The organism is Ancylobacter sp. VNQ12 (assembly GCF_049445835.1).
In the GTDB taxonomy this organism is placed as follows: Bacteria; Pseudomonadota; Alphaproteobacteria; order Rhizobiales; family Xanthobacteraceae; genus Ancylobacter.
Genome location: NZ_JBMSDU010000004.1, coordinates 52,687 through 76,772, shown reverse-complemented (window position 1 = coordinate 76,772; position 24,086 = coordinate 52,687). Strand labels below are relative to the sequence as shown.

Below are 24,086 nucleotides of genomic sequence, written 5' to 3'. Positions count from 1 at the left end.
AGGGGCTGGGACGATGGCGGAAGAGATTACGGTCAAGGCGGGCCAGGCGCTTGAGCGCATTCTGACGCTCGAACTGGTGCGCGTTACCGAACGTGCGGCGGTCGCTTCCGCGAGCCTGCGCGGCCGCGGCGACGAGAAGGCGGCCGACAAGGCAGCGGTGGACGCCATGCGGCGCGAGCTCAATCGCCTGCCGATCGCCGGGCGCATCGTCATCGGCGAAGGCGAGCGCGACGAGGCGCCGATGCTGTTCATCGGCGAGGAAGTCGGCACCGGCAAGGGCCCGGCGGTGGACATCGCGGTCGACCCGCTCGAAGGCACCACGCTCTGCGCCAAGAACATGCCGGGCTCCATCGCCGTCATGGCGATGGCCGAGGGCGGCACGCTGCTCTACGCTCCCGACGTCTACATGGACAAGATCGCCATCGGCCCGGGCTATGCCAAGGGCACGATCGACATCGACGCGAGCCCTGAGGACAACATCCATTCGCTGGCCAAGGCGAAGGGTGTGAAGCCCTCGGAGATCACCGCGCTCATCCTCGACCGTCCGCGCCATGCCGGCATCATCGCCGCCGTGCGCAAGACCGGCGCCTCGGTGCAGCTGATCACCGATGGCGACGTCGCCGGCGTGATCCACACCACCGATCCCGACGAGACCGGCGTCGACATCTATCTCGGCACGGGCGGCGCGCCGGAAGGCGTGCTGGCGGCGGCGGCGCTGCGCTGCATCGGCGGCGAGATGTACACCCGCCTCATCCTCGACACCGAGGAGAAGCGCGAGCGCGCCAAGCTGATGGGCGTCACCGACCCGAAGAAGATCTACACCATCACCGACATGGTGCGGGGCGACTGCCTGATCGCGGCGACCGGCGTGACCACCGGCAACCTGCTGAAGGGCGTGAAGTATCGCGGCGACGTGGTGACGACCCACACCGTCGTCATGCGCTCGGCGTCGGGCACGGTGCGCTGGATCGAGGCCGAGCACCGCGACCTCTCCAAATTCCATCTCGGCTGAGCCGAAACCGGATGTGACGGCAACGGGGCGCGCGGCGCCCCGTTTTCGTTTTCGCCGCCCGGCGGCTGGCGAAAGCGGCCTCCGGTTCACCCCAGGCTTTGGAAGCCGCCCGGTGTGCTGTATACCAGGGCATCGTCGAGAGGCGTTCCGCGAGGAATGCGCCTTGCGCGAGAATGCAAATTCAATTGCAAAGGGAACGACCCATGCCCGCTCCTCATTCGCTCCTTCCGCCCCTGCTGGCCAAGATCGACGCGCTCATCGGCGCCGAGAAGTACCAGGAGGTCGCCGAGACCTACGCGGCCTTCGTGAAGGAGCACCCGACCACCAGCTACCTCGCTTCCGAGCCGATCCCGTTCAAGCTGAACGTGGCCTTCTCCAAGAAGTACGGCTCCTCGGCCACCACCACCTTCACCCTGCGCAACACCACCTGGGCGTCCGACGTGAAGGGCGCGCTTAAGGCCGGCGCCAGCGATTTCTCGACGCTCGTCGCCAAATACGAGGCGGAAGTCGCCGACATCGCCAAGACGGTGAAGAAGGTCGCCTGAGCGCGTCTCGCCACGGCATGACGAAAGGCCGGCCTCGCGCCGGCCTTTTGCTGTTCGGCGCGTGCTCTACTCGTAAATTAGAGCACGCGCCGATCAGCTTGTCTCAACCTGATCGGATCAGGCTCTAAGCCGACCGGCCGATATCCTTCAGGAAGTAGTCGACACCCAGCTGCACCATGTCGGGCTGCGAGGCATGCGGGCCGGGATGCTCGATATAGGTCAGCTCGTAGCCGGCGCCGCGCAGCTTGGCAGCATGCGAGCGGCCGGCGGTGTCGATCGGCGTCTGCGTGTCCTGCTGGCCGTGGGCCATGAACACTTTCGGCGCGCCCTCCTGCGCCAGCACGGTCATGAAGCCGGCGGAGAAGGCGAGGATGTGGCTCACCAGGTGGCCGTTGCTCAGCCCGGTGGAGAGCGAATAGCTGCCGCCGTCGGAATGCCCGGCAAAGGCGAAATGCGTCGGGTCGAGGCGGAAGCGCGCGGCGACCTCATCCAGGCCCACGTCGAGCCGCTCCCGGTCCGGTCCATTGCCGGCGATGACGATGTCCCAGGTCGGGAACAGCGACTGCGGCACCAGCAGCAGGAAGCCGCGCTCTTCCGCGTGGCGACGCAGGATCGGCATGATCTTCTCGGCGCTGCCGCCGCCGCCATGGAACAGCGTCACCAGCGGTGTCGGGGTGGAGGCTTCAACGCCTTCGGGAACGATCAGCACATAATCGCGTGTGTCGAACAGGCCGAGATCGTGCCGGCCGGGCGGCAGTGGCGGCTTGGTCGGGGCGGCGTGCTGGAACTGGAGGCGACCGAGGAGGGAGAGATCGAGCATGGCGCGCACCATAATGCGCTCGTGCACACAGGCAAGCCGGGCAGGGTGCCGCGGCTGGTTTGTCGACCCCCGAGCTCCAGGGAGGCTCATGTACCCGATGCAGGGCAGGCATGGCCGCGCGGCCCTTTGCTTCGAGCCGGGGTAGCGCTATCCCGCGGGACGCCGGGCCGGCATCCGCCGAATCGCCCGGCGGCTTGCGTGCCCGCAGCGCGCGTCCGCGTTTTTCCTTGCCATTGGTCCGCAATGCCGCTCCGGGACAAATTCCTCGCCCTCGCCGTGATCTGCGTGTGGGCGCTCAACATGATCGTCATCAAGCTCGGTGTGGCGGAGATTCCCCCGGTCCTGACGACGGCGCTGCGCTTCACGCTGGTCTCTGTGCTGGTCGTGCCGTTCACGCGGATCACGCGCAAGCAGCTTCCCGGCGTGCTGCTGGTGTCCTTCACCTTCGGCGCCGTCCATTTCGGCATGCTGTTCGCCGCACTGGAGCACGCCGAGGCGGGCACCAGCGCGGTGGTGATCCAGCTCGGCGCCCCCATTGCGACGCTGCTCGCCTGCCTCTGGCTGCACGAGCCGCTCGGTCTCGTCCGGCTGCTGGGGTTGGTCATCTCGGTTGCAGGCATTGTCGTGCTCGCCGCGGGTCCGACCCTGCCGCCGCCGCTCTCGCTCGCGCTGCTGGTGACGAGCGCCACCGGCTGGGCGGTGACCAATCTCATCGTCAAGCAGGTGGCCGGCATCTCGCCGATGGCGATGATGGGCTGGTCGTCGCTATTCTCCGTGCCGCAGCTGCTATTGGCGTCGTGGCTGCTGGAATCCGATCGCTGGGGGATGGTCGCGACCGCCGGGTGGCACGGCTGGTTCTCCGTCATCTACAGCGCGATCGGCTCGTCGATCATCGCCTACGGCATCTGGTACTGGCTGCTGCAGCGCCACTCGGTGAATGCGGTGGTGCCCTATTCCATGCTGAACCCGCTGCTCACCGTGCTGTTCGGCATCGTGCTGATCGGCGACGACCCCTCGCCGGTGAAGATCGTCGGCGCGCTGGTCATGGTCGCGGGTGTGGCGCTCATCCTGCGCAAGCCGGCGACCACGCTGCCCGATACGGCGTGAGGCAAAACGGCCGGAGCGTCGCCGCTCCGGCCGTTGGAAAGCTCCTGCGTCCTTCGAGGCTCGGCTTTGCCGAGCACCTCAGGATGACGAGCGCGTGCAAAGCCCAAGAACCAGCACCGTCATGCTGAGGTGCCGGCCGGAGGTCGGCCTCGAAGCACGCAGCCGGTCCGTGCAGGCAGTCCCCGCCGCCTCACTTCGCCTTCAGGAACTCGCCGACCTCGAGCAGGATCAGCTCGTTGTCGTCGGCCTTTTTCGGGTCGCGCGAGGAGGAGAAGGGTAGGTTGTTGTCGTTGCCGACCACGATGTGGGTGGCGTCGACCACGTCGACATTCTCGATGGTGAAGAACGGGAAGGTGAGCACGCCCTCGTTCAGCGGCTTCTTCGCCTTCTTGTCGGGATCGGCGATCTTCATCAGGTCGATATGGCCGATCTTGCGCACGCTCTGGCCGGCATTCGCGTCGGTCAGCTCGATCTTGTAGATGCGCTTGAACTTGGCGAGGTCGTGGAAGCAGTCCGGGCCCTTGGTGCCGGGAGCGCAGGCCTTGTCCGCGGTGCCTTCGCCATTGTCGCGCTCGATGATCATGCCAGTGGTGCCGTCGATCATGTTGAAGTCGCCGATGGCATTGCCGTTCTGCTCGAGAACGTACTGCCACATGCGGCCGGTCCACTTCTGCGCCGCGACGTCGAATTCGAGGATCGGCAGGAACTCCTTGCCGTCGGAGGTCTTCTGCCAGTCCTTCCTGGAGGCGTCCCACAGCGGGCCTTCCAGCAGGGCATAGAGGTACTTGCCGTCCTTGGAGGCGGCCATGCCCTCATAGCCCTTCGAGCGGCGGGCGTTGAACTCCACGCTCTGGTTCGGCACGCCGGGGGTGCCGACGGCGTAATGGTCGGGCGAGCGCACCGGCGTCTCGCCGGCCACGGTCTCGAACACGGCGAGCACCTTGCCGCTCATGTCGGCCTTGATCAGGTAGGGGCCGAACTCCTCGCCGATCCACAAATTGTCGCCGATGATCTGGAAGCTCTCGGTGTCGAAGTCCGAGCCGGTGAGGTAGCGCTTGTCCGTGCCCTCATGGACGATGCGGAACGGCACCTTCTTGTCCGGATCGGTAAGGAAGACGGTCTCGATCCGGTCGAAGGCGCCGGTCTGCCAGTCGATCTTGTAGTGATTGAGGTAGAGCGCCGAATCCGTGCTGTTGGCCTTGGCGCCCATGCCGTTGTCGGTGAGGATCCAGAACGTGCCGTCCGGCATGACCTTGATGCCCGAATGGCCCTGCAGCGGCTGGCCCTTGAACGGCAGCGAGACGCCGGTCGGGCGGCCCGCCGACTTGCCCATCACCGTGCCGACGGCCTCGACGCGGGTGCCGGTGGTGTATTTGCCGGAGGTCTTCAGGTCCGCCGGAGCGTCGGCGGGCATCTCGACGAAGCTCTCCGCCGGCAGCACGGCATGGCCGGCGAGCGTGGCGGGATAGGTCTGGTCGGCGCGGGCCTGCGTGCCGGCGAGGACGACGAGCGCAAGCGCCGCGCTCGCGAGAAGGCAATTGCGGAAGGCTTTGCGAGCCATGACGGTTCTCCGTGTCGGTGAGAGTCGAAGCCAAGGCCGCTTTCCTGACCTTTCGGCATGTCGCCCGCGTAACGGAGGGATGACGGAGCGGTGACGCTCCGCCCTGCGTCAGGCGCCTCCGGCTGCTCCCGCGGGCAGGCAGGCAAGGCTGATCTGGTCGACGTGGCGGTAGTCGGTGCCACAGCAGCCGCCGAGGATGTTGAGCCGGCGCATATGCGTGCGCAGCGCGCGATATTGCCGGCCGAGCTCCGCGGGATCGCCCGCATCGAGATCCGGCGAGGCATCGAGTTCGGCATGGCTGCGCCGCGAGGCATTGGCGCGCAGGCCTTGGATGCGGTCCAGCCAGTCGCCGCCCTCCGCGATGATGCCGGCGAAATGCGTCGGATGGGCGCAATTGATCATGTAGTAGAGCGGGGCGGCATCGGTCTGCGCGTCCACCTGCTCGATCGCCGCGCGCAGGCTCTGGCCGGTCGGCAGCTTTCCATCGGTTTCGAGCGTGAAGGAGATGGTGGCGGGTATGCCGGCGGCCTTCGCCGCCAGCGCGATGCCGACCGCCTCCTCGACATAGTTGATCGTATAGGCGCTCACCATGTCGGCGGCGGTGTCGGCGAAGGTCTCGATCTGCGTCGCGTGGTAGCGCGCCGCCTCCGCTGCCGACATCGTCGCGCCGGGCTGGTAGCCGTCGCCGCGCGGGCCGACGACGCCGGCGAGGATGACGGGCGTTGCCGGCGCCTCGAAGCGGTCGCGCAGGCGCAACATCAGACCGATACTGGCGCGGTTGAGGCCGCTCATCTCGTCTTGCGTAAGGCCGAGTTTCACCGCCCAGTCGGGGCTCGCCCGCCAGGTCGGCGCGTCCATCACGAAGCCGGCGCCGCGTTCGCGCGCGAGATCGAGGAAGCGCGTGTAATAGGCGCTTAGCGTCTCGCGGCCGCTCTCGCGCCGCATCAGGTCGATGGAGGCGAAATAGGGAAGCTCGATGCCGTCATGAAAGATGAAGGTGGTTTCCATGCCGCCATCCATCAGAAAGATGCGATCGGAGAGCAAGGAAAGGTCGCGGCGATGCTTGGGTCGTGCGGAGGAGAATTGGCTGTAGTCGATCTCGGTCATCATGAACTCCTGTCATGTCGCATGGCGGCGGCCCGCCGGTCGGCGGTTAAATGCCCCGGACTGGTGCGGTCGACCTAGCCGTCTCGCGGTCAAGCGAGTGCGGAATTCAACTTTCTCCTTTTATATCATGCAGTTCCACTGGAATCGCCATTATCGTGCAGGACTCGGGAACCGGTTTGGCGACGCCTGACTGTACTTGTGGTACAGTTACGTCATGCTGGAAAACGTTCCGAAGCGCCGCACCGACACGCGGGAGCGCCTGCTCGACCTTGCCGAGCAGGGCATTCTGGCGAAGGGCTTTGCCTCGACTTCCATCGACGAACTGATCGCCGGCGTCGGCATCACAAAGAGCGGCTTCTTTTATCATTTCAGGGACAAGAACGATCTCGCCCGTGCCCTGCTGGAGCGCCATATCGCGCGCGACCGCGATCTCCTCGACGACATCTTCCGCCGCGCCGAGGAACTCAACGACGATCCGCTGCATGGCTTCCTCGTCGGCCTGCGGCTGTTCGCGGAGATGATGGCGGCGCTGCCGGAAGCGCATCCCGGCTGCCTGGCGGCGACGCTGTGCTATCAGGATCAACTGTTCGACCGGACGGTGCAAGCGCTCAACGCCGAAAGCGTGCTCGCCTGGCGTCGGCGCTTCCGGGCGCGGCTGGACGCGATCGCCGCGCGCTATCCGCCGCGCGAGCCGGTGGACCTCGAAGCGCTTGCGGACATGCTGTCGACCCTGGTCGAGGGTGGACTGGTGATGGGGCGCGCCTTGCGCGACCCGACCATCCTGCCACGGCAGATCCTGCTCTATCGCGATTTCCTGCGGCAGAGCTTCGCGCCCTGAGTGCGAACGGCTCAGCGCCACTCGACGCGAGGGCATTGTTCAGGCTTATCCTGCCGGCATGAGTCTGACCCTTCCCACGGCCGCGCCGCCCCCGCGCGCCTTTCTCGGCGTCACGCGCTCGGCGACGGACCGCTTCTGGCGCGAGCGCGTCGATGCGCGCGGCGCGCAGGCGACGCTGGCCATCGTCCAGCGCCATGGCGTCCCCGAAATCCTCGCCCGCATTCTGGCCGGCCGGGGCGTCGGTATCGACGAGGTCGATGCCTGGCTCGATCCGACCGTCAAGCGCCTGCTGCCCGACCCCGACACGCTGACCGACATGGGGCCTTGCGTCGCCCGCCTCGCCGACGCCGTCACCAAAGGCGAGAAGGTCGCGGTCTTCGGCGATTATGACGTGGATGGCGCGACATCGACCGCGCTTCTCGTCGAGGTGCTGCGTGCGGGCGGGCTCGACCCGGCCTTCCACATTCCCGACCGCATCTTCGAGGGCTACGGCCCCAATATTCCGGCCATCGAGGCGCTGGCGGCGGCGGGCGCGACGCTGCTGGTGACGGTCGATTGCGGCACGATGAGCTTCGAGCCCTTCGCCCGCGCCCGCGAACTCGGCCTCGACGTCGTCGTCATCGACCACCATCAGGCGGGCGAAGCGCTGCCGGAGGTCGCGGCGCTGGTGAACCCCAACCGGGTCGACGACCTCTCGGGCCTCGGGCACCTGTGCGCCGTGGGCCTCGTCTTCGTCGTCGCCGTCGGTCTGGTGCGCGAACTGCGCCAGCGCGGCTGGTGGAGCGAGGAACGTCCCGCGCCGAACCTGCTCGCCAGCCTCGATATCGTCGCCCTCGGCACGGTGGCGGATGTGGTGCCGCTGCTCGGCCTCAACCGCGCCTTCGTCACCAAGGGACTTCTCGTGCTGCGCAAACGCGAGCGGCCGGGCCTGACCGCGCTGATGGACGCCGCGCGCCTTTCCGGCCCGCCCAAGGCCTGGCATCTCGGCTTCCTGCTCGGCCCGCGCATCAATGCCGGCGGACGGATCGGCGACGCCGCGCTGGGGACTCGCCTGCTGCTGACCCGCGACCCGATCGAAGCGGCAGTGATCGCCGCCGAGCTCGACCGCCTCAACAGCGAGCGCCAGCAGGTGGAGCGCGCCATCGTCACTGAAGCCGAGATGGAAGCAGAGGCGGCGCTGGGGCTCGGGGGCGCCAGCGCGGTGATCGTCGCCAGTGGGCAGGGCTGGCATCCCGGCGTCGTCGGCCTCGTCGCCGCGCGGCTGAAGGAGAAGTTCGGCCGGCCGGCCTTCGCTGTTGCCTTCACCGGGGAGACCGGGGCGGGCTCGGCGCGCTCCATTCCCGGCGTCGATGTCGGACGGGCGGTGCGCGGCGCGGTGGAGCGCGGGTTGCTGGTGAAGGGGGGCGGCCATGCCATGGCGGCCGGGCTCACCGTGGCGCGCGAAAAGCTCGGCGCGCTGCGTGCCTATCTCGAAGAGGCGCTGTCACAGACGGTGGAGGAAGCGCGCGCCGTCGACGAGACGGTGATCGACGCCGCGCTGTCGGCCGCCGGGGCGACGCCGGATCTCGTCGAACTGGTGGAGCGGGCGGGGCCCTTCGGCGCCGGCAATCCGCAGCCCGTCTTCGCCTTTCCCGCCCATCGCATCGTCTATGCCGAGCCGGGCAATTCCGATCAGGTGCGGGTCCGCCTGCGCGGCTCCGATGGCACGGTCATCTCCGCCGTGGCGTTCCGCGCCGCCAACGCACCGCTCGGCCAGGCGCTGCTCGCCGCGCGCGGCCAGCAGGTCCATGTCGCCGGCATGCTGGAGCTGGACAGCTGGCAGGGGCGCACGCAGGTCAATCTGCGCATCAACGACATGGCGACGATCGAAAACCGATGAAAATCAACATGATACTCGGCGTTTCGGAATCAAATCGTCAGGGCATTGAATCACTTTCCGAGCCTGCGGCGGAAATGGAATCGACCTGTCGGCAACGGCGGCCAAGCGATTCCGCCAGCAAGGTTTTTGCCGGCGGCTTCGTCCTGAATCGGATTGTGAGCTCTTGAGCGCGGCGCCGTCGGCCGAGGCCGCGTATCCCGCCGTCACGGTGATCGGCGCCGGGCCGGCGGGGCTGATCGCCGCCGAGACGCTGGCGCGCGCCGGCTGCCGGGTGAGCGTGCATGACCGGATGGCTTCGCCGGCGCGCAAGCTGCTCATTGCCGGGCGTGGGGGGCTGAACCTGACCCATTCGGAGCCGCGCGAGCGCTTCCTCGCGCGCTATGGCGCGGCGGCGGACTGGCTGGCGCCGATGCTCGACGCCTTCCCGCCCGCGCGGCTGCGCGCCTGGGCGGCGGAGCTGGGCGAGCCGACCTTTATCGGGTCGAGCGGGCGGGTCTTCCCCCGCAGCTTCAAGGCATCGCCGCTACTGCGCGCCTGGCTGCGCCGGCTCGACGGGCTCGGCGTGCGCCTGTTGCCCCGGCAGCGCTGGCTCTGCTGGACCGAGGAGGACGGGCTTCGCTTCGATACACCGGAGGGAGTGGTCGACGTCGCGTCCGCGGCCACCATCTTCGCGCTCGGCGGGGCGAGTTGGCCGCGCCTTGGCAGCGATGGCGGGTGGGTGCGGATTTTCAACGAGGCCGGCGTAATGAGCGCCCCGCTTCGCCCGGCAAACAGCGGCGCGCGCATCGCCTGGTCGCCGTCCTTTATCGAGCGCTTCGCGGGTGAACCGCTGAAACGCATTGCCCTCACCACTGGTGAGCGGACGGTGCGCGGCGAGGCGATGGTCGATCCGTCGGGCCTCGAGGGTGGCGCGGTCTACGCGCTCTCCGCGTTGTTGCGGGAGGCCGTCGCGCGCGAAGGAGCGGCATTGCTCTCGGTCGATCTGCGGCCGGATGTCACGGCCGAGTTTCTGGCGGCACGGCTCGGCGCCAGCCGCAAGGGCGAATCGACCGCGAACCGCTTGCGCAAGGCCGCCGGTCTCACGCCGGTCGCGGCCGGGCTGTTGCGCGAGGCGTCCACGCCTCTGCCGACGGAACCGGAGCGCCTCGCCGAACGGATCAAGGCCGTTCCGCTGGAGGTGACCGGCATGGCGCCGCTGGAGCGCGCCATATCCTCGGCCGGTGGCGTGCTGCGGGAGGCGCTCGACGACCGGCTGATGCTGCGGGACCGGTCCGGCAGCTTCATTGCCGGCGAGATACTGGATTGGGAAGCGCCTACCGGCGGCTATCTGCTGCAAGCCTGCTTCGCCACCGGCTTTGCGGCGGCGTGCGGTGCGCTTGCGCATCTCGGCCTGCCGGCGCCGCCGCCATGGGCGGGCGGCTGGGCGGGGAATGATGTGGAGTGAATGGCGCGGGACGACGACTGAGGGAGCGCGTGTCGCCGTCCCGCGCGGTTCACGAGACCTGCCGGGAAGTGGCCTCGCGAAGGGTTTGCCGACGAAATCGCTGCCGTTTTCGTGTATTCACGGCAGTCCGTCGGCGTTGTTGAGATAAATACCCGCCGATCTGATGTGTGGCAATAATTATCTTCAATGATTATTATAGTTCTAAACTAATCGCCGTGTGTTTTACTTGTGGCTGACGGCGGGCGGGCGGCCCGCCTTGCGCCGCCGCCGCCGCGAGCGTAATTCCTGATGGCGGGGCGTCTGGTTGGAGCCCGAGGCAGGTCATGGCGCGACTGTTCTTTCGCCGCGGAGCGGCAACGGAGGCGGCTCCGGATGCCGCGCGCGAACTCGCCGACAAGGCGCGGAACTTTCTCGGCGTCGGCGAGGATACGACGGTTTCCATCACCGAGATCGCCTGTGGCGACCCGGCCTGCGGCGGTGCCGAGACGGTGGTGCTGATCATGCGGCCGGGCCGGCGCACCGAAGCGGCGAAGCTGCTGTGCCCGCTCGGCGCCGTCACCGACGAGGATCTGCGCGACGCGCTGCAGCCGTTTCTTGACGCAACGGCATGACGGGAATGGGGCAGCAAGTAATTGTGCGGATTTACATGAAGTGCCCGCAATCGCGTGCAGGTGTTCTACCGTAAAACGGTTCTAATGTAAGTCCGATCACTTGCGAATGCTTTGTGCGCTGGCGTAGGAGTCTCCTGCCACGGATGCCGCGCAGGCGGTGGGAGGAGATAACATGCGAGCCAGATCATTGTTCGCCGCGCCGCTGCTCGCGGCTGTGGCGCTTGGGGCCATCATCGCCGCCGGTCCGGCTGGCGCCCAGGATGCGCCGAAGGTGCGCGACGTCGTCGTGACCTATGCAAACATCGCCGAAGCCATCTACGGCGACAGCCTGGCGACGGCCAAGGAACTGCAGAAGGCGGTCGACACCTTCATCGCCGAGCCGACCGAGGCCAATCTGGACAAGGCCAAGGCCGCGTGGAAGGCCGCCCGCGTGCCCTACCAGCAGAGCGAGGGCTATCGCTTCGGCAACGCCATCGTCGACGACTGGGAAGGTCGCGTGAACGCCTGGCCGCTCGACGAGGGGCTGATCGACTATGTCGACAAGAGCTATGGCGCGACCTCGGACGAGAACCCGCTCTATACCGCCAACGTGATCGCCAACACCAAGATTCGCGTCGGCAAGAAGACGATCGACGCCAGCAAGATCACGCCGAAGCTGCTGGACAGCCTGCAGGAGGCGGGCGGCGTCGAGTCGAACGTCGCCATCGGCTATCACGCCATCGAATTCCTGCTGTGGGGCCAGGACCTCAATGGCACCGGTCCCGGTGCCGGCAAGCGTCCCGCCACCGACTACGACCTGAAGAACTGCACCAACGGCAATTGCGACCGCCGCGCCGCCTATCTCAAGGCCGCGACTGATCTTCTGGTCACCGATCTCGAAGACATGACGAAGGCGTGGGGCGCCAAGGGCAAGGCCCGCGCGGCCGTGCTGAAGCAGAAGGACAAGGCCGCGCTCGGCACCATCCTCACCGGCCTCGGCTCGCTCTCCTATGGCGAGCTCGCCGGCGAGCGGATGAAGCTCGGCCTCATCCTGCACGACCCCGAGGAGGAGCATGACTGCTTCTCCGACAACACCCACAACTCGCATTATTACGACGAGCTGGGCATCGCCTCGATCTATCGCGGCAAGTACACCCGCGTGGACGGCTCGGTGGTCGAGGGGCCGTCGGTCGCGGCTTATGCCGCCGCCAAGGCGCCGAAGGCCGCCGAGGAGGCCAGCGCCAAGGTCGACGCCGCGCTCGCCGCGCTGAAGGCCATCAAGGACGAGGCCGACAGCGGCAAGGAGGCCTATGACCAGATGATCGGCGAAGGCAATGCCGCCGGCAACGCACTGGTACAGAAGGGCGTGGATTCGCTCGTCGCCCAGACGCGGGCTCTCGAAGGCGTGGTCGCGGCGCTGAAGCTCAAGATCAAGGTCGAGGGCTCGGACAGCCTGGACGATCCGTCCAAGGTCGGCGAGTGACGGCGAGGTCCTCATGAAGAACGGCGGCGCGAGCCTTTCGCGCCGCGCCCTTCTCGGCGCGGGCGCGGCGCTTGGCGGGCTGGCGCTGCTCGGACCGACGCGCACGGGACAGGCACGCATTCCCACGCCTTTCGTGCCCACCCGCAGCCTGACCTTGAGGGCCGGCGAGATGGAGCTGAAGCTCCTCGGCCCCGGCAAGCCGGCCTCGCGCATCCTCGCCTATGACGGAACCCCTTTTCGGACGCTGCGCCTGCCGCGCGGCTCGCGGCTGGAAGCGACTTTCGAGAACGGGCTCGACGAGGGGTCGACGCTGCATTTCCACGGCATCCGCATGCCGAACGAATATGATGGCGTGCCGACACTGACCCAGCCGCTGGTCCAGCCCGGGGGGCGCTTCGTGCACCTGCTGCCGCTGGACGATCCCGGCACCTTCTTCTTCCATCCCCATTGCGACGAGACGGGCCAGGCGGGCAAGGGCCTTGCCGGCGTGCTGATCGTCGAGGACCCGCGCGATCCCGCATTCGACGCCGAGCATGTGCTCTGCCTGAAGGACTGGCGCCTTGCCGACGACGGCAGCTTCCTGCCGCTCACCGAGCCGGATGGCGCGTCCAAGGCTGGCACCTTCGGCGCGACGCGCACCGTCAACGGCGCCGCTTCGGTCGAGCTTGCGGCGCCGGCAGGCGGCGATGTGCGGCTGCGCATCCTGAACGTCGACGCCACCCGGATCATGGATATCGGCCATGAGGGTGGTGAGGCGTGGCTGATCGCGGTCGACGGCCATGCGCTGAAGCCCGTGCGCCTCGACGACCTGCCGGACGGCATCTGGCGCATGGGGCCGGCGCAGCGCATCGATTTGCATCTGCGCATGCCGCGCGACGGCGGCTCGGTGATGGTGGGCGACTATCGCTCGTCCGACATCTACCCGTTCGCCACCATCACCGCGCAGGGCAGGTCGGCAAGGCCTCGAAAGGGGCCGCTGGCGCTGCCGCCGCCCGATCTGCCGCGCCCGGAACTGAAGAAGGCGGAGCGCTTCTCCTTCACCCTGCAGCAGGCGACGGATGCGGCGGTGAAGGATATCGGCCTGCCGCCGGACGACCCGCTCGCCAAGGCGCTGCTCGACAGCCTGTGCGTCGGCTCGACCACCTATTGGGGCATCAATCGGGAATCCTGGCCCACCGGCGAGCGGCGCAACGTGCCGCCACCGCTGGCACGCATGGAGACGGGGCGCAGCTACCGCATCGAGATCAAGAACGAGACGCGCTTTCCTCATCCCGTGCACCTGCACGGCCACGCTTTCGAGGTGCTGACCTCCAGCCTCGGCCGCCTGCCGCGCCATTTCGCCGATACGGTGCTGGTGCAGCCCGGCGAGGCGGTGGAGGTGGCGTTCGTCGCGGCGCCCGGCGACTGGGTGTTTCACTGCCACATCCTGGAACATATGGAGACCGGGATGATGGGCTATTTCCGGGTGGTGTGATGGGTAGAGCGAACCGTCAGGAGCGGCTTTCCCTCTCACCCGGCACTGCGCGCCGACCTCTCCCCGCGGGGCGGGGTATGGTGACGGCCGTCGCGCTGCTGGCCTCGCTCCTGGCGACGACCGCCATCGCCGGCGATTCCGGCCTCGACGCCGCCATCGGCAAGGCGCTGTTCGAACGGCCCTGGGTGCCGGCGCCGAGTTCCACTCGCGCCAATGACGGGCTCGGCCCGCTGTTCGACGCGCGCTCCTGCTCGGCCTGCCATTCCGGTGCCGGGCGCGGCGCCACGGCGCTCGACGCGAGCGGGCGGCCGGAGGGGATAGGCCTCGTCCTGTCGCTGTTTCGCACGGACGGAGCGGGCGACCCGGTCTATGGCCACCGGCTGGAGACCATGACGCTGCCCGGCGTGCCGGCGGAGGGCGAGATCGGCGTGACGGTCGAGCAAGGCCGGCGCTTTCCGCATGCCGGCAGCCTCGGCTACGGCCCGCTCGATCCGGCCACCCACATGTCACTGCGCGCGGCGCCGGACCTGCGCGGACGCGGCAAGCTCGAACAGGTGGACGACGCGACCATCCTCGCGCTGGAAGACCCCGATGACCGCAACGGCGACGGCGTGCGCGGCCGGGCCCGCCGTCTGGCGCAGGCCGAGGGCGGTTCCTCGATCGGCCGCTTTGGCTGGAAGGCGAGCCACGCCACTCTCGCAAGCCAGACCTCCGAGGCGTTCCAGCTCGATCTCGGCCTGTCGACCCCGCTTCGGCCGGAGCCGTGGGGCGACTGCACGGCGGAGCAGGCCGCGTGCCGCAACGCGCCGCATGGCCGCGACGCCGAGGGCGAGCCGGAGATTTCGCCCGAGATCGTCGACCGCATCGTGGTCTATCTCCGCAGCCTCAGGGTCCCCGCCACCGAGCCGGACCGGCGCGGTGCCAAGCTCTTTGCGGCGACGGGCTGCGTGGCCTGTCATCGTCCCTCCCTGCCGACAGGCGAGGGCGGCACGGTCGCGCTGTTCACCGACGTGCTGCTGCACGATATGGGCCCCGGCCTGGCGGATGCCGGCGATGCCCCGGGCGTCGCCGCGTCCGAATGGCGGACTGCGCCGCTCGCCGGGTTGTCGCGGGCGCTGGCGCGCGGCGATGGGCTGCTGCACGATGGCCGGGCCACGAACGTCGCGCAGGCGGTGCGCTGGCACGACGGCGAGGCCGCGGGGGCGCGAACGCGTTTCGAGGCGCTCGACGCTGGCGACCGGCGGGCATTGGTCGATTATGTCTCTTCCCTTTGAGTGAGGCTCAACATGAACCGCTCCCCATTCGCGCTGGCGCTCGCGCTGGCAGGCCAGATCGGGCAGGCGGCGCAGGGCGTGCCGGGCGTTGCCGCCGCCACGACGCTCATCTCCGGCATCTTCATCGGGCGGGCGCACGCGGCTGCGGTGTCGGCGCCGGATGTGGTCGAGAGCTGGCTGCTGCCGCGCTACGACGCGCTGCAGGCGGCGGCGAAGGCCCAGCAGGACGCATGGACCGCCTTCTGCGAGGCGCCGACGGCCGAGGGCGTTAAGAACCTCAAGGCGCGCTTTACCGCCGTGTCGGACGGCTGGTCGGCGGTGGAGTTCATCACCTTCGGCCCGGTGATGCTGTCGCTGCGATCCGACCGTTTTAACCTGTTCCCCGAGCGCCGCAACGCGGTCGGCCGCTCGGTCACGGAGATCATCGCCGACCCGACCGACGAGCGGCTGCAACCGGCTCGGTTCTTCCGCCTCAGTGCGGCGGTGCAGGGGCTGCCGGCGCTGGAGCGCGTGCTCTATGACGAGGGCGCCGAGGCGGCGCTGGTGCAGGGGCCGGAAGCGGCCCGCCGCTGCCAGCTCGGCCTCGCCATCGCCGGCAATCTCGCGACCATCGCGCAGGAGCTTCGCGCCGGCTGGGGCAGCCGGACGGAGGGGCTGCTGGCGCAACTCGCCGCCGGCAAATCCGACCCGGTCTACTTTCCCGATCCCGATGCGCTGCTCAGCCAGATCGTCACCGATCTCGCCGGCGCCTATCAGCGCGTGGTCGATCAGCGCCTGCTGGTCGTGCTCGGCAAGAGCCCGGACGAGGCCAAGCCGCTGCTGGCGGACCGCCGTCGCAGCGGTTTGGCCAAGGAGACCATCGTCACGATCATCGGCAGCGCCGACGCGCTCGCCACCGAACTGGCGAAGGGGCTCGACGCCAAGAGCCAGGCCAGTCTCGGCAAGACGCTGGACGCCGCGCAGGCCGCGGCCGCCAGGCTGCCCGACGATATCGGCGAGGCGGCCACGACGGCGCCGGGGCGCAAGACGCTGGAGGCCACGATAGCCGCGTTCAAGGCGGCACAGGCCGGCATCGCCCGGCCGCTCGCGGCGGGGCTCGGCGTGCCGCTGGGCTTCAATGCGCTGGACGGCGACTGAGGAGGGAGCGATGGGCCTGCTCGATCTTTCCCGCCGCTCGCTCCTCGGCCGGCTCGGCGGTCTGGTCGCCGTCCCGCGCGTGCTGTTCGCGGGTGGTGCCGCCTCGGCGGCCCATGCGCAGGATCACGCGCTCGATGCGCAATGGCTGGCGACGGCCGGTGTCGAGGGCGGCTTCGCCCCGGTCGTGTTGTCGCCAGACTATGCGGCGACATCGGTCGGCGCCGGCGGGCAGCGCCTGCACTGGGTGGAGCCGAGCCCGGATGGGCGCACCGCCGTCGCCGTGGCGCGGCGGCCGGGCACCACCGCCATCTTGTTCGACCGGCAGGCCGGTGTGGTGCTGGCGAGCTTCGAGCCGGGGGAGGGGCGGGTCTTTTCGGGCCACGGACGCTTTATCGACGGCGGGCGGCGCTTTCTCGCCGTGGAGATTGAGCGCAGGAGCGGGCAGGGCGTCGTTACCCGCCGCGTAGTCGAGGCCGGTTTCGCCATCGAGGCGGAGTGGGCCTCGTCCGGCCTGGGTCCGCATGACATGCTGCCGGCGGGCGGCGCGCTGGTGGTCGCCAATGGCGGCGTCGAGCCGCACACGCCGGAAGCCGTCGGTGCCGAGATTGCCGGCGCCAGCGTCGCGTTGCTCGATCCGGTGACGGGCGAAACACGTACGGTCGCGGCGTTGGGGGACGACCTCGCCTCGCTGTCGCTGCGCCATCTCGCCTCGGCGCCGGGTGGCCTCACGGTCGTCGCCGCGCAGGATCTGCTGGCCGACGGCGTGGCTCGTCCGCTGCTCTACGCGGTCGAAGGGGAGGCGCTTCGCGCCTTCGACGCACCGGACGAGGAATGGCGAGGGCTGCGCACCTATGTCGGCTCGGTCGCGGTCGATGCTTCCGGCGGTTTCGTCGCCGCCGCGAGCCCCCGTGGCAACCGCATCGCCGTGTGGCAGCGGGATGGTCGCTTTGTCGGCTCACTACCGCTCGTGGATGGCTGCGGCCTCGCGCCGACGCGCGAGCGCGGGCAGTTCCTTGCCACCAGCGGCCTTGGCGAAGTGGTGCTCATTGGCGTGGATGAAGGAGAGGTGGGTGTCATCGCGCGCCGCCGGCAGTCGATGCGCTTCGATAACCATGCCACGCTGGTGGTTAGCGAGATATAATTCGAATTATCATCCAAAATATATAATATGTTCATCTAATTCTGGTTTTATATGAAAGTAACTGGGGTATCTGCTCGTCGGGTAATTGACCGGCCGGCAGTGTGCAGGCAAATGCCATTCCCGTTCCATCGGTTCAGTTGCGGCACCTGCGGACGGGATAATCATGAAGAGCCTCATCGTCGCGGCGTCGGTTACGGCCGGCGCGCTGTCCGCCTCGGCCTTCGTGCCAAAGCCCGCGTTGGCCGCGGATCTCGGCTATCCCGTCAAGAGTCCGGCACCGGCCGCCGCTGCCGGCTTCAGCTGGACGGGTTTTCATGCCGGCGCCAATATCGGCTATGGCGGTGGTGACTTCAGCTACCCGTTCAATGTCTCAGCCTTTGGCGGGCGGATCGACGGCAACTTCTCGCTGAACACCGGCGGCGTGATCGGCGGCGGGCAGGTCGGCTACGATTATCAGTTCGGCAACGGGCTGGTTCTCGGCCTTGAGGCGGATCTCCAATGGTCCGACGTCAATGGCGACCTTCTCGCCAGCGGCAATTATTCCACTCCCGGAGGGTTCCCCGCCACGGCGAGCGTCGATGCGTCGACGTCGATCGAGTGGTTCGGCACCGTGCGTGCGCGTGCGGGTTACGGCTGGGACCGCCTGCTGGTCTATGCGACGGGCGGCGTTGCCTATGGCAAGGTCGAATGGCAGGCGGACGTCTCGCTCTCGGCTCCTGGATTTACCTTCGGCGACGACATCCGGGCGGATGAAGTTCAATGGGGGTGGACTGCTGGCGCCGGCCTTGAATACGCGCTGACCGACGCCTGGCTCGTGCGGGCCGAATACCTCTTTGTCGATCTCGGCACGCAAACGCTCTCCGTCGCGCCCAACCCCATCCTCGCCGGCAGCGTCGACGTGCAGACCGGCCTTCACATCGGCCGTGTAGCGGTGAGCTACAAATTCTGATCGAAATTCGTCGGATGCCGAACGGGGCCATGCGGCCCCTTTTCTTTTGGCGCGGCGGGGAGGATAAGAACGGCAGCGTGCCGTTCGATATTGTAAATTACGCGCTGAGACCGTTTAATGAACTCCCTCTTCGCCTCGCTGCCCACCACCGTGTTCGAGACCATGTCGCGGCTCGCGCGCGAGCATGACGCGGTCAATCTCGGCCAGGGTTTTCCCGATGATCCCGGTCCGCTCGATGTGCGGGAGAAGGCGGCGGAGGCGGTGCTCAACGGCTGGAACCAGTACCCGCCGATGATGGGCGTGCCGGAACTGCGCCGCGCCGTCTCCGAGCATTACCGTGACTGGCAGGGGCTCGACCTCGACCCCGACACCGAGGTGATGGTCACCTCCGGCGCGACCGAGGCGATTGCCGGGGCGCTGCTGGCGCTGATCGAGCCGGGCGACGAGGTGGTGCTGTTCCAGCCGCTCTATGACGCCTATCTGCCGCTCGTGCAGCGGGCCGGCGGCATCCCGCGCCTCGTGCGGCTGGTGCCGCCGCACTGGCGGCTGACCGAGGAGGCGCTGGGAGAGGCCTTCACACCGCGCACGCGCCTCGTGCTGTTCAACAATCCGCACAACCCGACTGGGCGGGTCTTCGGCCGGGACGAACTGGAACTTCTCGCCCGCCATTGTGTCCGCAGCGATGCCGTGCTGATCAGCGACGAGGTGTGGGAGCATGTGATCTTTGACGGGCTGACCCACCAGTCGGTGCTGTCGCTGCCGGGCATGCGCGAGCGGGCGGTGAAGATCGGTTCCGCCGGCAAAATCTTCGGCATGACCGGCTGGAAGGTCGGCTTCGTCTGCGCGGCGCCGAACCTGATGCGCGCATTGTCCAAGGCGCACCAGTTCCTGACTTTCACCACGCCGCCCTCGCTGCAGCACGCCGTCGCCTATGGGCTCGGCAAGGATCCTGACTGGTTCATGGGAACGCGCGCCGGCTTGCAGCGCTCGCGTGATCGGCTGGCGGCGGGCCTCGCCGGCATCGGCTTTTCCGTGCTGCCGTCGTCGGGCACTTATTTCCTCAATGTCGATCTCGCGCCGCTCGGCGCCAATGTGCGCGACGAAGAGTTCTGCCGTTCGCTGGTCGCCGAGTTCGGCGTCGCGGCGATCCCGGTTTCGGCGTTCTATGCGCAGGACGCGGTGGAGAGCGTCATCCGCTTCTGCTTCGCCAAGACCGACGCAACGCTCGACCGTGCCATCGAGCGGCTGGAAGCGGTTCGCTCGCGTGCATTGGCCGGATAGGTCGCCCTTTGTATACAAATACTGCTTTGGTCGTACGCGGATCGCGCACAATATGACAATCGTGCCTATATTGTAGGCAGTCGATAGTTCGAAACTCGTTTCTTTCCGAAGATGTCCGCCAGCGGCGGCGTTCCCATCTTCTGGCACGCGCATTGCAACCTGTTCCTGCGGCACGCGGACGGGGGTCCTGCGTGTGTACTCCAGAAGGGAACAACGATGCTCAACCTGTTCACTCAGGCGCGGCGTGTGGCCGGTCGTGCCGCCGTCGGGGCGGCGGCGCTCGCGCTGGCCGGCGCTGTCGTGCCTGCTCACGCCCAGGAAACCATCAAGGTCGGCGTGCTCCACTCTCTGTCGGGCACGATGGCGATCAGCGAGACGACGCTGAAGGACACCGTTCTGTTCATGGTGCAGGAGCAGAACGCCAAGGGTGGCGTTCTCGGCAAGAAGCTCGAGGCGGTGGTCGTCGATCCGGCGTCCAACTGGCCGCTGTTCGCCGAGAAGGCGCGCGAGCTGATCTCGAAGGAGAAGGTCGCGGTCGTGTTCGGCTGCTGGACCTCGGTGTCCCGCAAGTCGGTGCTGCCGGTCTTCAAGGAGCTGAACAGCATCCTTTTCTACCCGGTCCAGTACGAGGGTGAGGAAAGCGAGCGCAACGTGTTCTACACCGGCGCCGCCCCGAACCAGCAGGCGATCCCGGCGGTCGACTACCTCATGGAGAATGAGGGCGTGAAGCGCTGGGTGCTCGCCGGCACCGACTATGTCTACCCGCGCACCACCAACAAGATCCTGGAAGCCTATCTGAAGTCCAAGGGCGTTCCCGCCGAGGACATCATGATCAATTACACGCCGTTCGGTCATTCCGACTGGCAGACCATCGTCGCCGATATCAAGAAGTTCGGCTCTGCCGGCAAGAAGACCGCCGTCGTGTCGACCATCAACGGTGACGCTAACGTCCCCTTCTACAAGGAGCTCGGCAACCAGGGCATCAAGGCGACCGATATCCCGGTCGTGGCCTTCTCGGTCGGTGAAGAAGAACTCGCCGGCATCGACACCAAGCCGCTCCTCGGCCACCTCGCCGCCTGGAACTACTTCCAGTCGGTCGACACGCCGGAGAACGCCGAGTTCATCAAGAAGTGGCGCGGCTACATCAAGAACGACAAGCGCGTGACCAACGATCCGATGGAGGCCACCGTCATCGGCTTCAACATGTGGGTGAAGGCGGTCGAAAAGGCCGGCACCACCGCTCCGGATGCGGTCATCCCGGCGCTGATCGGCGTCTCGGTGCCGAACCTGTCGGGCGGCTTCTCCACCATGATGCCGAACCACCACATCACCAAGCCGGTGCTCATCGGCGAGATCAAGGATGACGGTCAGTTCGACATCGTCGAGCAGACTCCGGGCCTGATCGTCGCCGAGGAATGGTCGCCCTATCTCGAAGGGTCGAAGGACCTGATCGCCGATTGGCGCTCGCCGATGAACTGCGGCAACTTCAACGTCAAGACCGGCAAGTGCGGCGGCGCCGGCAACTGATGCCGCGCAGCTGAGCCGGCCGCCCGCTGGCAGCCGGCGTCCGCCTCGATACGAGGGAAGGCGGGTTCCGCCTTCCCTTCGCCGCCGGGGATCTTCCGGCCATCCGCACCGCCACACCGACGGATGACATGAGTTTTTCAGCCCGCCTTCGCAGCCTCGGCTGCGCGCTTCTTCTGACGGTGCTCGGCGCCGTCGCGCTCGTCTCCGGCCGCGTGCAGGCGCAGGATATCGGCGCCCCGCTGGCACAGCTCGCCACCAACAAATATGACGACACCGAAGCCGCGCTCGCGGCGCTGGCGGTGAGCGGCAGCCCTGCCGCCGCCGGCATCGTCTCGGCTCTGGCGGACGGCAAGCTTGTCTTCGGCGGTGCGCCGCCACGCGTCTTCATCGAAGGCGAGGGTGGAGCGCTGCTCGATCCGCTGACAATGCAGCCGGTCGCTGACGCTCCGTCGGTGAAGCCGGTGCGGGTGAACAACCGCGTGCGGCGCGCCATCGAGGCGGCCAACGGCACGCTGTCCCTCGTCAGTCCCGATCCCGCCCGGCGGCTGGAGGCCGCCACCGCCGTCGCCCGTTCCCGCGACGTGGCGGCGCTGCCGGCGCTCGATCTGGCGCTTGGCAAGGAAACCGACGCGAAGGTGAAGACCGCGCTGACGCTGGCGCGCGCCTCCATCGTCATGGGCCAGCCCGGCGTCTCGGATGCCGAGCGCATCGCCGCCATCGGCGTCGTCGGCGCCGAGGGTAATCAGGACGCGCTGGCGATCCTGCGCAGCGTGCCCGCCGACGCCTCCCCGGCGGTGAAGGACGCCGCCGCCGCTGCCATTTCCGGGATCGAGCGCAATCTCGCCATGTGGGCCGTGGCGCAGAATGTCTGGTACGGCCTCTCGCTCGGCTCGGTGCTGCTGCTCGCCGCCATCGGCCTCGCCATCACCTTCGGCGTGATGGGCGTCATCAACATGGCGCATGGCGAGATGGTGATGCTCGGCGCCTACACCACCTTCGTGGTGCAGGAGCTGATCCGCGCCTACAATCCCGCTCTGTTCGACCTGTCGCTGCTCATCGCCATCCCGCTGGCCTTCCTGTTCACCGGGCTGATCGGCGTCATCATCGAGCGCACCGTCATTCGTTTCCTCTACGGCCGTGCGCTGGAAACGCTGCTGGCCACCTGGGGCATCTCGCTCATCCTCCAGCAGGCGATCCGCACCATCTTCGGCCCCACCAACCGCGAGGTCGGCGCGCCGAGCTGGATGTCCGGCTCGTTCGACATCGGCCAGCTGGCCATCACCTCCGGCCGCCTGTGGATCATCGTCTTCGCCATCCTCGTCTTCATCGCGCTGCTGGCGACGCTGCGGCTGACCCGCATCGGGCTGGAGATGCGCGCGGTGACGCAGAACCGGCGCATGGCGGCCTCCATGGGCATCCGCACCAACTGGGTGGATGCCATGACCTTCGGCCTCGGCTCGGGCATCGCCGGCATCGCCGGCGTGGCGCTCAGCCAGATCGACAATGTATCGCCCAATCTCGGCCAGAGCTACATCATCGACTCGTTCCTGGTGGTGGTGTTCGGCGGCGTCGGCAATCTGTGGGGCACGCTGGTCGGCGCCATGTCGCTCGGCGTCGCCAACAAGCTGCTGGAGCCCTATGCCGGCGCGGTGCTCGGCAAGATCGCGCTGCTGGTCATCGTCATCCTGTTCATCCAGAAACGGCCGCGTGGCCTCTTCGCCCTCAAGGGGAGGTCGATCGAAGCATGAGCATGACAGACACCCGCCCGCCGGCTCTGCTGACGACCAGCGGCCTCGTCTTCCTCGGCATTCTCGCCGCTGTCGCCGTGCTGGTCCCCGCGCTGAACCTGCTCGTCTCGCCCGGTTCCGCCTTCTACATCCCGACTTATGTCGTCTCGCTGCTCGGCAAGTATCTCTGCTACGCGTTGCTGGCGCTCTCGGTCGACCTGATCTGGGGCTATGTCGGCATTCTCTCGCTCGGCCAGGGCGCGTTCTTCGCACTCGGCGGCTATGCGATGGGCATGTACCTGATGCGCCAGATCGGCACGCGCGGCGTTTATGGCGACCCGGTACTGCCGGACTTCATGGTGTTCCTGAACTGGAAGGAACTGCCCTGGTTCTGGTACGGCTTCGACTGGTTCCCCTTCGCCGCCCTGATGGTGCTGCTGGCGCCGGGCATCCTCGCCCTGGTGTTCGGCTGGTTCGCCTTCCGCTCGCGCGTCACCGGCGTCTACCTGTCGATCATCACCCAGGCGATGACCTTCGCCCTGCTGCTGGCGTTCTTCCGCAACGATATGGGTTTCGGCGGCAATAACGGCCTGACCGACTTCAAGGACATTCTCGGTTTCAACATCCAGTCCGACGGCACGCGTGCCGTGCTGTTCTTCCTGTCGGCGCTGGCCCTGGCGCTCGGCTACCTGCTGTGCCGGTTCCTCGTGCGCTCGCATTTCGGCAAGGTGCTGGTCGCCATCCGCGACGCCGAGACGCGCGTGCGCTTCACCGGCTATCGCGCGGAGAACTACAAGCTCGTCGCCTTCGTCGCTTCCGCCATGCTGGCGGGTGTCGCCGGCGCGCTCTACGTGCCCCAGGTCGGCATCATCAATCCGTCCGAATTCTCGCCGGCCAATTCGATCGAGATCATCGTCTGGGTGGCGGTGGGCGGGCGCGGCACGCTGGTCGGGGCGGCGCTCGGGGCGGTGCTGGTGAACTACGCCAAGACCTACTTCACCTCCGGCATGCTGGCGCCCTACTGGCTGTTCATGCTCGGCGGCCTGTTCGTCGCCGTCACGCTGTTCCTGCCGAAGGGCGTGATCGGCACCTTCTATGAATGGCGGGAGAAGCGTCGCCCGCCGCCGGAAGACACTATCGGCGCAGCGGACGCGCCGCTCGCCGAACCCAAGCCGGCCGAGTGAGGGAGC

Annotated in this window: 21 protein-coding genes; 18 read left to right on the top strand and 3 right to left on the bottom strand. The window is 67.7% G+C overall.

Translation table 11 applies throughout. From position 1 onward, the window contains the following. The first annotated feature begins 13 nt into the window (after positions 1–13). Positions 14–1,012: a class II fructose-bisphosphatase gene (gene glpX / locus ACO2RV_RS08225; RefSeq protein WP_423291713.1), complete on the top strand. Its 999-nt coding sequence runs from the start codon at positions 14–16 to the stop codon at positions 1,010–1,012. A gap of 203 nt (positions 1,013–1,215) precedes the next feature. Further along, complete coding sequence (locus tag ACO2RV_RS08220; RefSeq protein ID WP_423291711.1) at positions 1,216–1,557, top strand: hypothetical protein; 342 nt, start codon at positions 1,216–1,218, stop codon at positions 1,555–1,557. 124 nt (positions 1,558–1,681) lie between these two features. Here ACO2RV_RS08220 and ACO2RV_RS08215 read toward each other — a convergent pair whose 3' ends face one another. Then, the gene (locus ACO2RV_RS08215) at positions 1,682–2,377 is read right to left on the bottom strand and encodes an alpha/beta hydrolase (protein WP_423291709.1); all 696 of its coding nucleotides are present in this window, start codon (positions 2,375–2,377) and stop codon (positions 1,682–1,684) included. A gap of 243 nt (positions 2,378–2,620) precedes the next feature. Between ACO2RV_RS08215 and ACO2RV_RS08210 the strand changes: the two genes are divergently transcribed. Further along, the gene (locus ACO2RV_RS08210) at positions 2,621–3,484 is read left to right on the top strand and encodes a DMT family transporter (RefSeq protein ID WP_423291707.1); all 864 of its coding nucleotides are present in this window, start codon (positions 2,621–2,623) and stop codon (positions 3,482–3,484) included. A 190-nt stretch (positions 3,485–3,674) separates the two neighbouring features. Here ACO2RV_RS08210 and ACO2RV_RS08205 read toward each other — a convergent pair whose 3' ends face one another. Then, positions 3,675–5,045 carry an esterase-like activity of phytase family protein gene (locus ACO2RV_RS08205; protein ID WP_423291705.1) on the bottom strand — a complete coding sequence of 457 codons (1,371 nt, stop codon included), beginning with the start codon at positions 5,043–5,045 and terminating at the stop codon, positions 3,675–3,677. A 108-nt stretch (positions 5,046–5,153) separates the two neighbouring features. Next, positions 5,154–6,152, bottom strand: coding sequence for a homocysteine S-methyltransferase family protein (locus ACO2RV_RS08200; RefSeq protein WP_423291703.1), 999 nt, complete (start codon positions 6,150–6,152; stop codon positions 5,154–5,156). Between the two features lie 214 nt (positions 6,153–6,366). On the opposite strand from ACO2RV_RS08200, the gene ACO2RV_RS08195 reads away from it, so the two are divergent. The 15 genes from ACO2RV_RS08195 (at position 6,367) to urtC (ending at position 24,080) form a co-directional block, all read left to right on the top strand. Continuing rightward, a complete protein-coding gene (locus ACO2RV_RS08195) occupies positions 6,367–6,990 on the top strand; it encodes a TetR/AcrR family transcriptional regulator (protein ID WP_423291701.1) in 624 nt (207 codons plus the stop codon). A gap of 58 nt (positions 6,991–7,048) precedes the next feature. Then, the gene (gene recJ / locus ACO2RV_RS08190) at positions 7,049–8,869 is read left to right on the top strand and encodes a single-stranded-DNA-specific exonuclease RecJ (RefSeq protein WP_423291699.1); all 1,821 of its coding nucleotides are present in this window, start codon (positions 7,049–7,051) and stop codon (positions 8,867–8,869) included. Continuing rightward, positions 8,866–9,036, top strand: a complete 171-nt coding sequence (locus ACO2RV_RS08185; RefSeq protein WP_423291697.1) for a hypothetical protein — start codon at positions 8,866–8,868, stop codon at positions 9,034–9,036. The genes recJ and ACO2RV_RS08185 overlap by 4 nt, the downstream gene beginning before the upstream one ends. Then, complete coding sequence (locus ACO2RV_RS08180) at positions 9,033–10,313, top strand: NAD(P)/FAD-dependent oxidoreductase (protein ID WP_423291695.1); 1,281 nt, start codon at positions 9,033–9,035, stop codon at positions 10,311–10,313. Before ACO2RV_RS08185 ends, ACO2RV_RS08180 begins: the two co-directional genes overlap by 4 nt. Before the next feature lie 323 nt (positions 10,314–10,636). Further along, the gene (locus ACO2RV_RS08175) at positions 10,637–10,924 is read left to right on the top strand and encodes a hypothetical protein (RefSeq protein WP_423291693.1); all 288 of its coding nucleotides are present in this window, start codon (positions 10,637–10,639) and stop codon (positions 10,922–10,924) included. 172 nt (positions 10,925–11,096) lie between these two features. Beyond that, positions 11,097–12,386, top strand: a complete 1,290-nt coding sequence (locus tag ACO2RV_RS08170; RefSeq protein ID WP_423291691.1) for an imelysin family protein — start codon at positions 11,097–11,099, stop codon at positions 12,384–12,386. Between the two features lie 13 nt (positions 12,387–12,399). Beyond that, positions 12,400–13,860 (top strand): multicopper oxidase family protein, encoded by a 1,461-nt coding sequence (locus ACO2RV_RS08165; RefSeq protein ID WP_423291689.1) that lies wholly within the window; start codon positions 12,400–12,402, stop codon positions 13,858–13,860. Between the two features lie 77 nt (positions 13,861–13,937). Next, a complete protein-coding gene (locus ACO2RV_RS08160; RefSeq protein ID WP_423291687.1) occupies positions 13,938–15,134 on the top strand; it encodes a di-heme oxidoredictase family protein in 1,197 nt (398 codons plus the stop codon). 12 nt (positions 15,135–15,146) lie between these two features. Beyond that, positions 15,147–16,271 (top strand): imelysin family protein, encoded by a 1,125-nt coding sequence (locus tag ACO2RV_RS08155; RefSeq protein WP_423291685.1) that lies wholly within the window; start codon positions 15,147–15,149, stop codon positions 16,269–16,271. A 10-nt stretch (positions 16,272–16,281) separates the two neighbouring features. After that, positions 16,282–17,412 carry a DUF1513 domain-containing protein gene (locus ACO2RV_RS08150; protein WP_423291683.1) on the top strand — a complete coding sequence of 377 codons (1,131 nt, stop codon included), beginning with the start codon at positions 16,282–16,284 and terminating at the stop codon, positions 17,410–17,412. Between the two features lie 163 nt (positions 17,413–17,575). Beyond that, the gene (locus ACO2RV_RS08145) at positions 17,576–18,361 is read left to right on the top strand and encodes an outer membrane protein (RefSeq protein WP_423291681.1); all 786 of its coding nucleotides are present in this window, start codon (positions 17,576–17,578) and stop codon (positions 18,359–18,361) included. Between the two features lie 117 nt (positions 18,362–18,478). Then, positions 18,479–19,642: an aminotransferase gene (locus tag ACO2RV_RS08140; protein WP_423291679.1), complete on the top strand. Its 1,164-nt coding sequence runs from the start codon at positions 18,479–18,481 to the stop codon at positions 19,640–19,642. 216 nt (positions 19,643–19,858) lie between these two features. Next, on the top strand, positions 19,859–21,169 hold the full coding sequence (gene urtA, locus ACO2RV_RS08135; RefSeq protein ID WP_423291677.1) for an urea ABC transporter substrate-binding protein: 1,311 nt from the start codon (positions 19,859–19,861) through the stop codon (positions 21,167–21,169). Between the two features lie 128 nt (positions 21,170–21,297). Further along, entirely contained in the window at positions 21,298–22,917 is a 1,620-nt protein-coding gene (gene urtB, locus ACO2RV_RS08130; RefSeq protein WP_423291675.1) for an urea ABC transporter permease subunit UrtB, read from the top strand. Beyond that, complete coding sequence (gene urtC, locus ACO2RV_RS08125; RefSeq protein ID WP_423291673.1) at positions 22,914–24,080, top strand: urea ABC transporter permease subunit UrtC; 1,167 nt, start codon at positions 22,914–22,916, stop codon at positions 24,078–24,080. Before urtB ends, urtC begins: the two co-directional genes overlap by 4 nt. Positions 24,081–24,086: the final 6 nt, after the last annotated feature.

What these genes read in the sequence shown, in the direction of transcription:
- glpX (WP_423291713.1), top strand. Translation starts at nt 14, where the DNA reads ATGGCGGAAGAGATTACGGTCAAGGCGGGCCAGGCGCTTGAGCGCATT.
- ACO2RV_RS08220 (WP_423291711.1), top strand. Translation starts at nt 1,216, where the DNA reads ATGCCCGCTCCTCATTCGCTCCTTCCGCCCCTGCTGGCCAAGATCGAC.
- ACO2RV_RS08215 (WP_423291709.1), bottom strand. Translation starts at nt 2,377, where the DNA reads ATGCTCGATCTCTCCCTCCTCGGTCGCCTCCAGTTCCAGCACGCCGCC.
- ACO2RV_RS08210 (WP_423291707.1), top strand. Translation starts at nt 2,621, where the DNA reads ATGCCGCTCCGGGACAAATTCCTCGCCCTCGCCGTGATCTGCGTGTGG.
- ACO2RV_RS08205 (WP_423291705.1), bottom strand. Translation starts at nt 5,045, where the DNA reads ATGGCTCGCAAAGCCTTCCGCAATTGCCTTCTCGCGAGCGCGGCGCTT.
- ACO2RV_RS08200 (WP_423291703.1), bottom strand. Translation starts at nt 6,152, where the DNA reads ATGACCGAGATCGACTACAGCCAATTCTCCTCCGCACGACCCAAGCAT.
- ACO2RV_RS08195 (WP_423291701.1), top strand. Translation starts at nt 6,367, where the DNA reads ATGCTGGAAAACGTTCCGAAGCGCCGCACCGACACGCGGGAGCGCCTG.
- recJ (WP_423291699.1), top strand. Translation starts at nt 7,049, where the DNA reads ATGAGTCTGACCCTTCCCACGGCCGCGCCGCCCCCGCGCGCCTTTCTC.
- ACO2RV_RS08185 (WP_423291697.1), top strand. Translation starts at nt 8,866, where the DNA reads ATGAAAATCAACATGATACTCGGCGTTTCGGAATCAAATCGTCAGGGC.
- ACO2RV_RS08175 (WP_423291693.1), top strand. Translation starts at nt 10,637, where the DNA reads ATGGCGCGACTGTTCTTTCGCCGCGGAGCGGCAACGGAGGCGGCTCCG.
- ACO2RV_RS08170 (WP_423291691.1), top strand. Translation starts at nt 11,097, where the DNA reads ATGCGAGCCAGATCATTGTTCGCCGCGCCGCTGCTCGCGGCTGTGGCG.
- ACO2RV_RS08165 (WP_423291689.1), top strand. Translation starts at nt 12,400, where the DNA reads ATGAAGAACGGCGGCGCGAGCCTTTCGCGCCGCGCCCTTCTCGGCGCG.
- ACO2RV_RS08160 (WP_423291687.1), top strand. Translation starts at nt 13,938, where the DNA reads ATGGTGACGGCCGTCGCGCTGCTGGCCTCGCTCCTGGCGACGACCGCC.
- ACO2RV_RS08155 (WP_423291685.1), top strand. Translation starts at nt 15,147, where the DNA reads ATGAACCGCTCCCCATTCGCGCTGGCGCTCGCGCTGGCAGGCCAGATC.
- ACO2RV_RS08150 (WP_423291683.1), top strand. Translation starts at nt 16,282, where the DNA reads ATGGGCCTGCTCGATCTTTCCCGCCGCTCGCTCCTCGGCCGGCTCGGC.
- ACO2RV_RS08145 (WP_423291681.1), top strand. Translation starts at nt 17,576, where the DNA reads ATGAAGAGCCTCATCGTCGCGGCGTCGGTTACGGCCGGCGCGCTGTCC.
- ACO2RV_RS08140 (WP_423291679.1), top strand. Translation starts at nt 18,479, where the DNA reads ATGAACTCCCTCTTCGCCTCGCTGCCCACCACCGTGTTCGAGACCATG.
- urtA (WP_423291677.1), top strand. Translation starts at nt 19,859, where the DNA reads ATGCTCAACCTGTTCACTCAGGCGCGGCGTGTGGCCGGTCGTGCCGCC.
- urtB (WP_423291675.1), top strand. Translation starts at nt 21,298, where the DNA reads ATGAGTTTTTCAGCCCGCCTTCGCAGCCTCGGCTGCGCGCTTCTTCTG.
- urtC (WP_423291673.1), top strand. Translation starts at nt 22,914, where the DNA reads ATGAGCATGACAGACACCCGCCCGCCGGCTCTGCTGACGACCAGCGGC.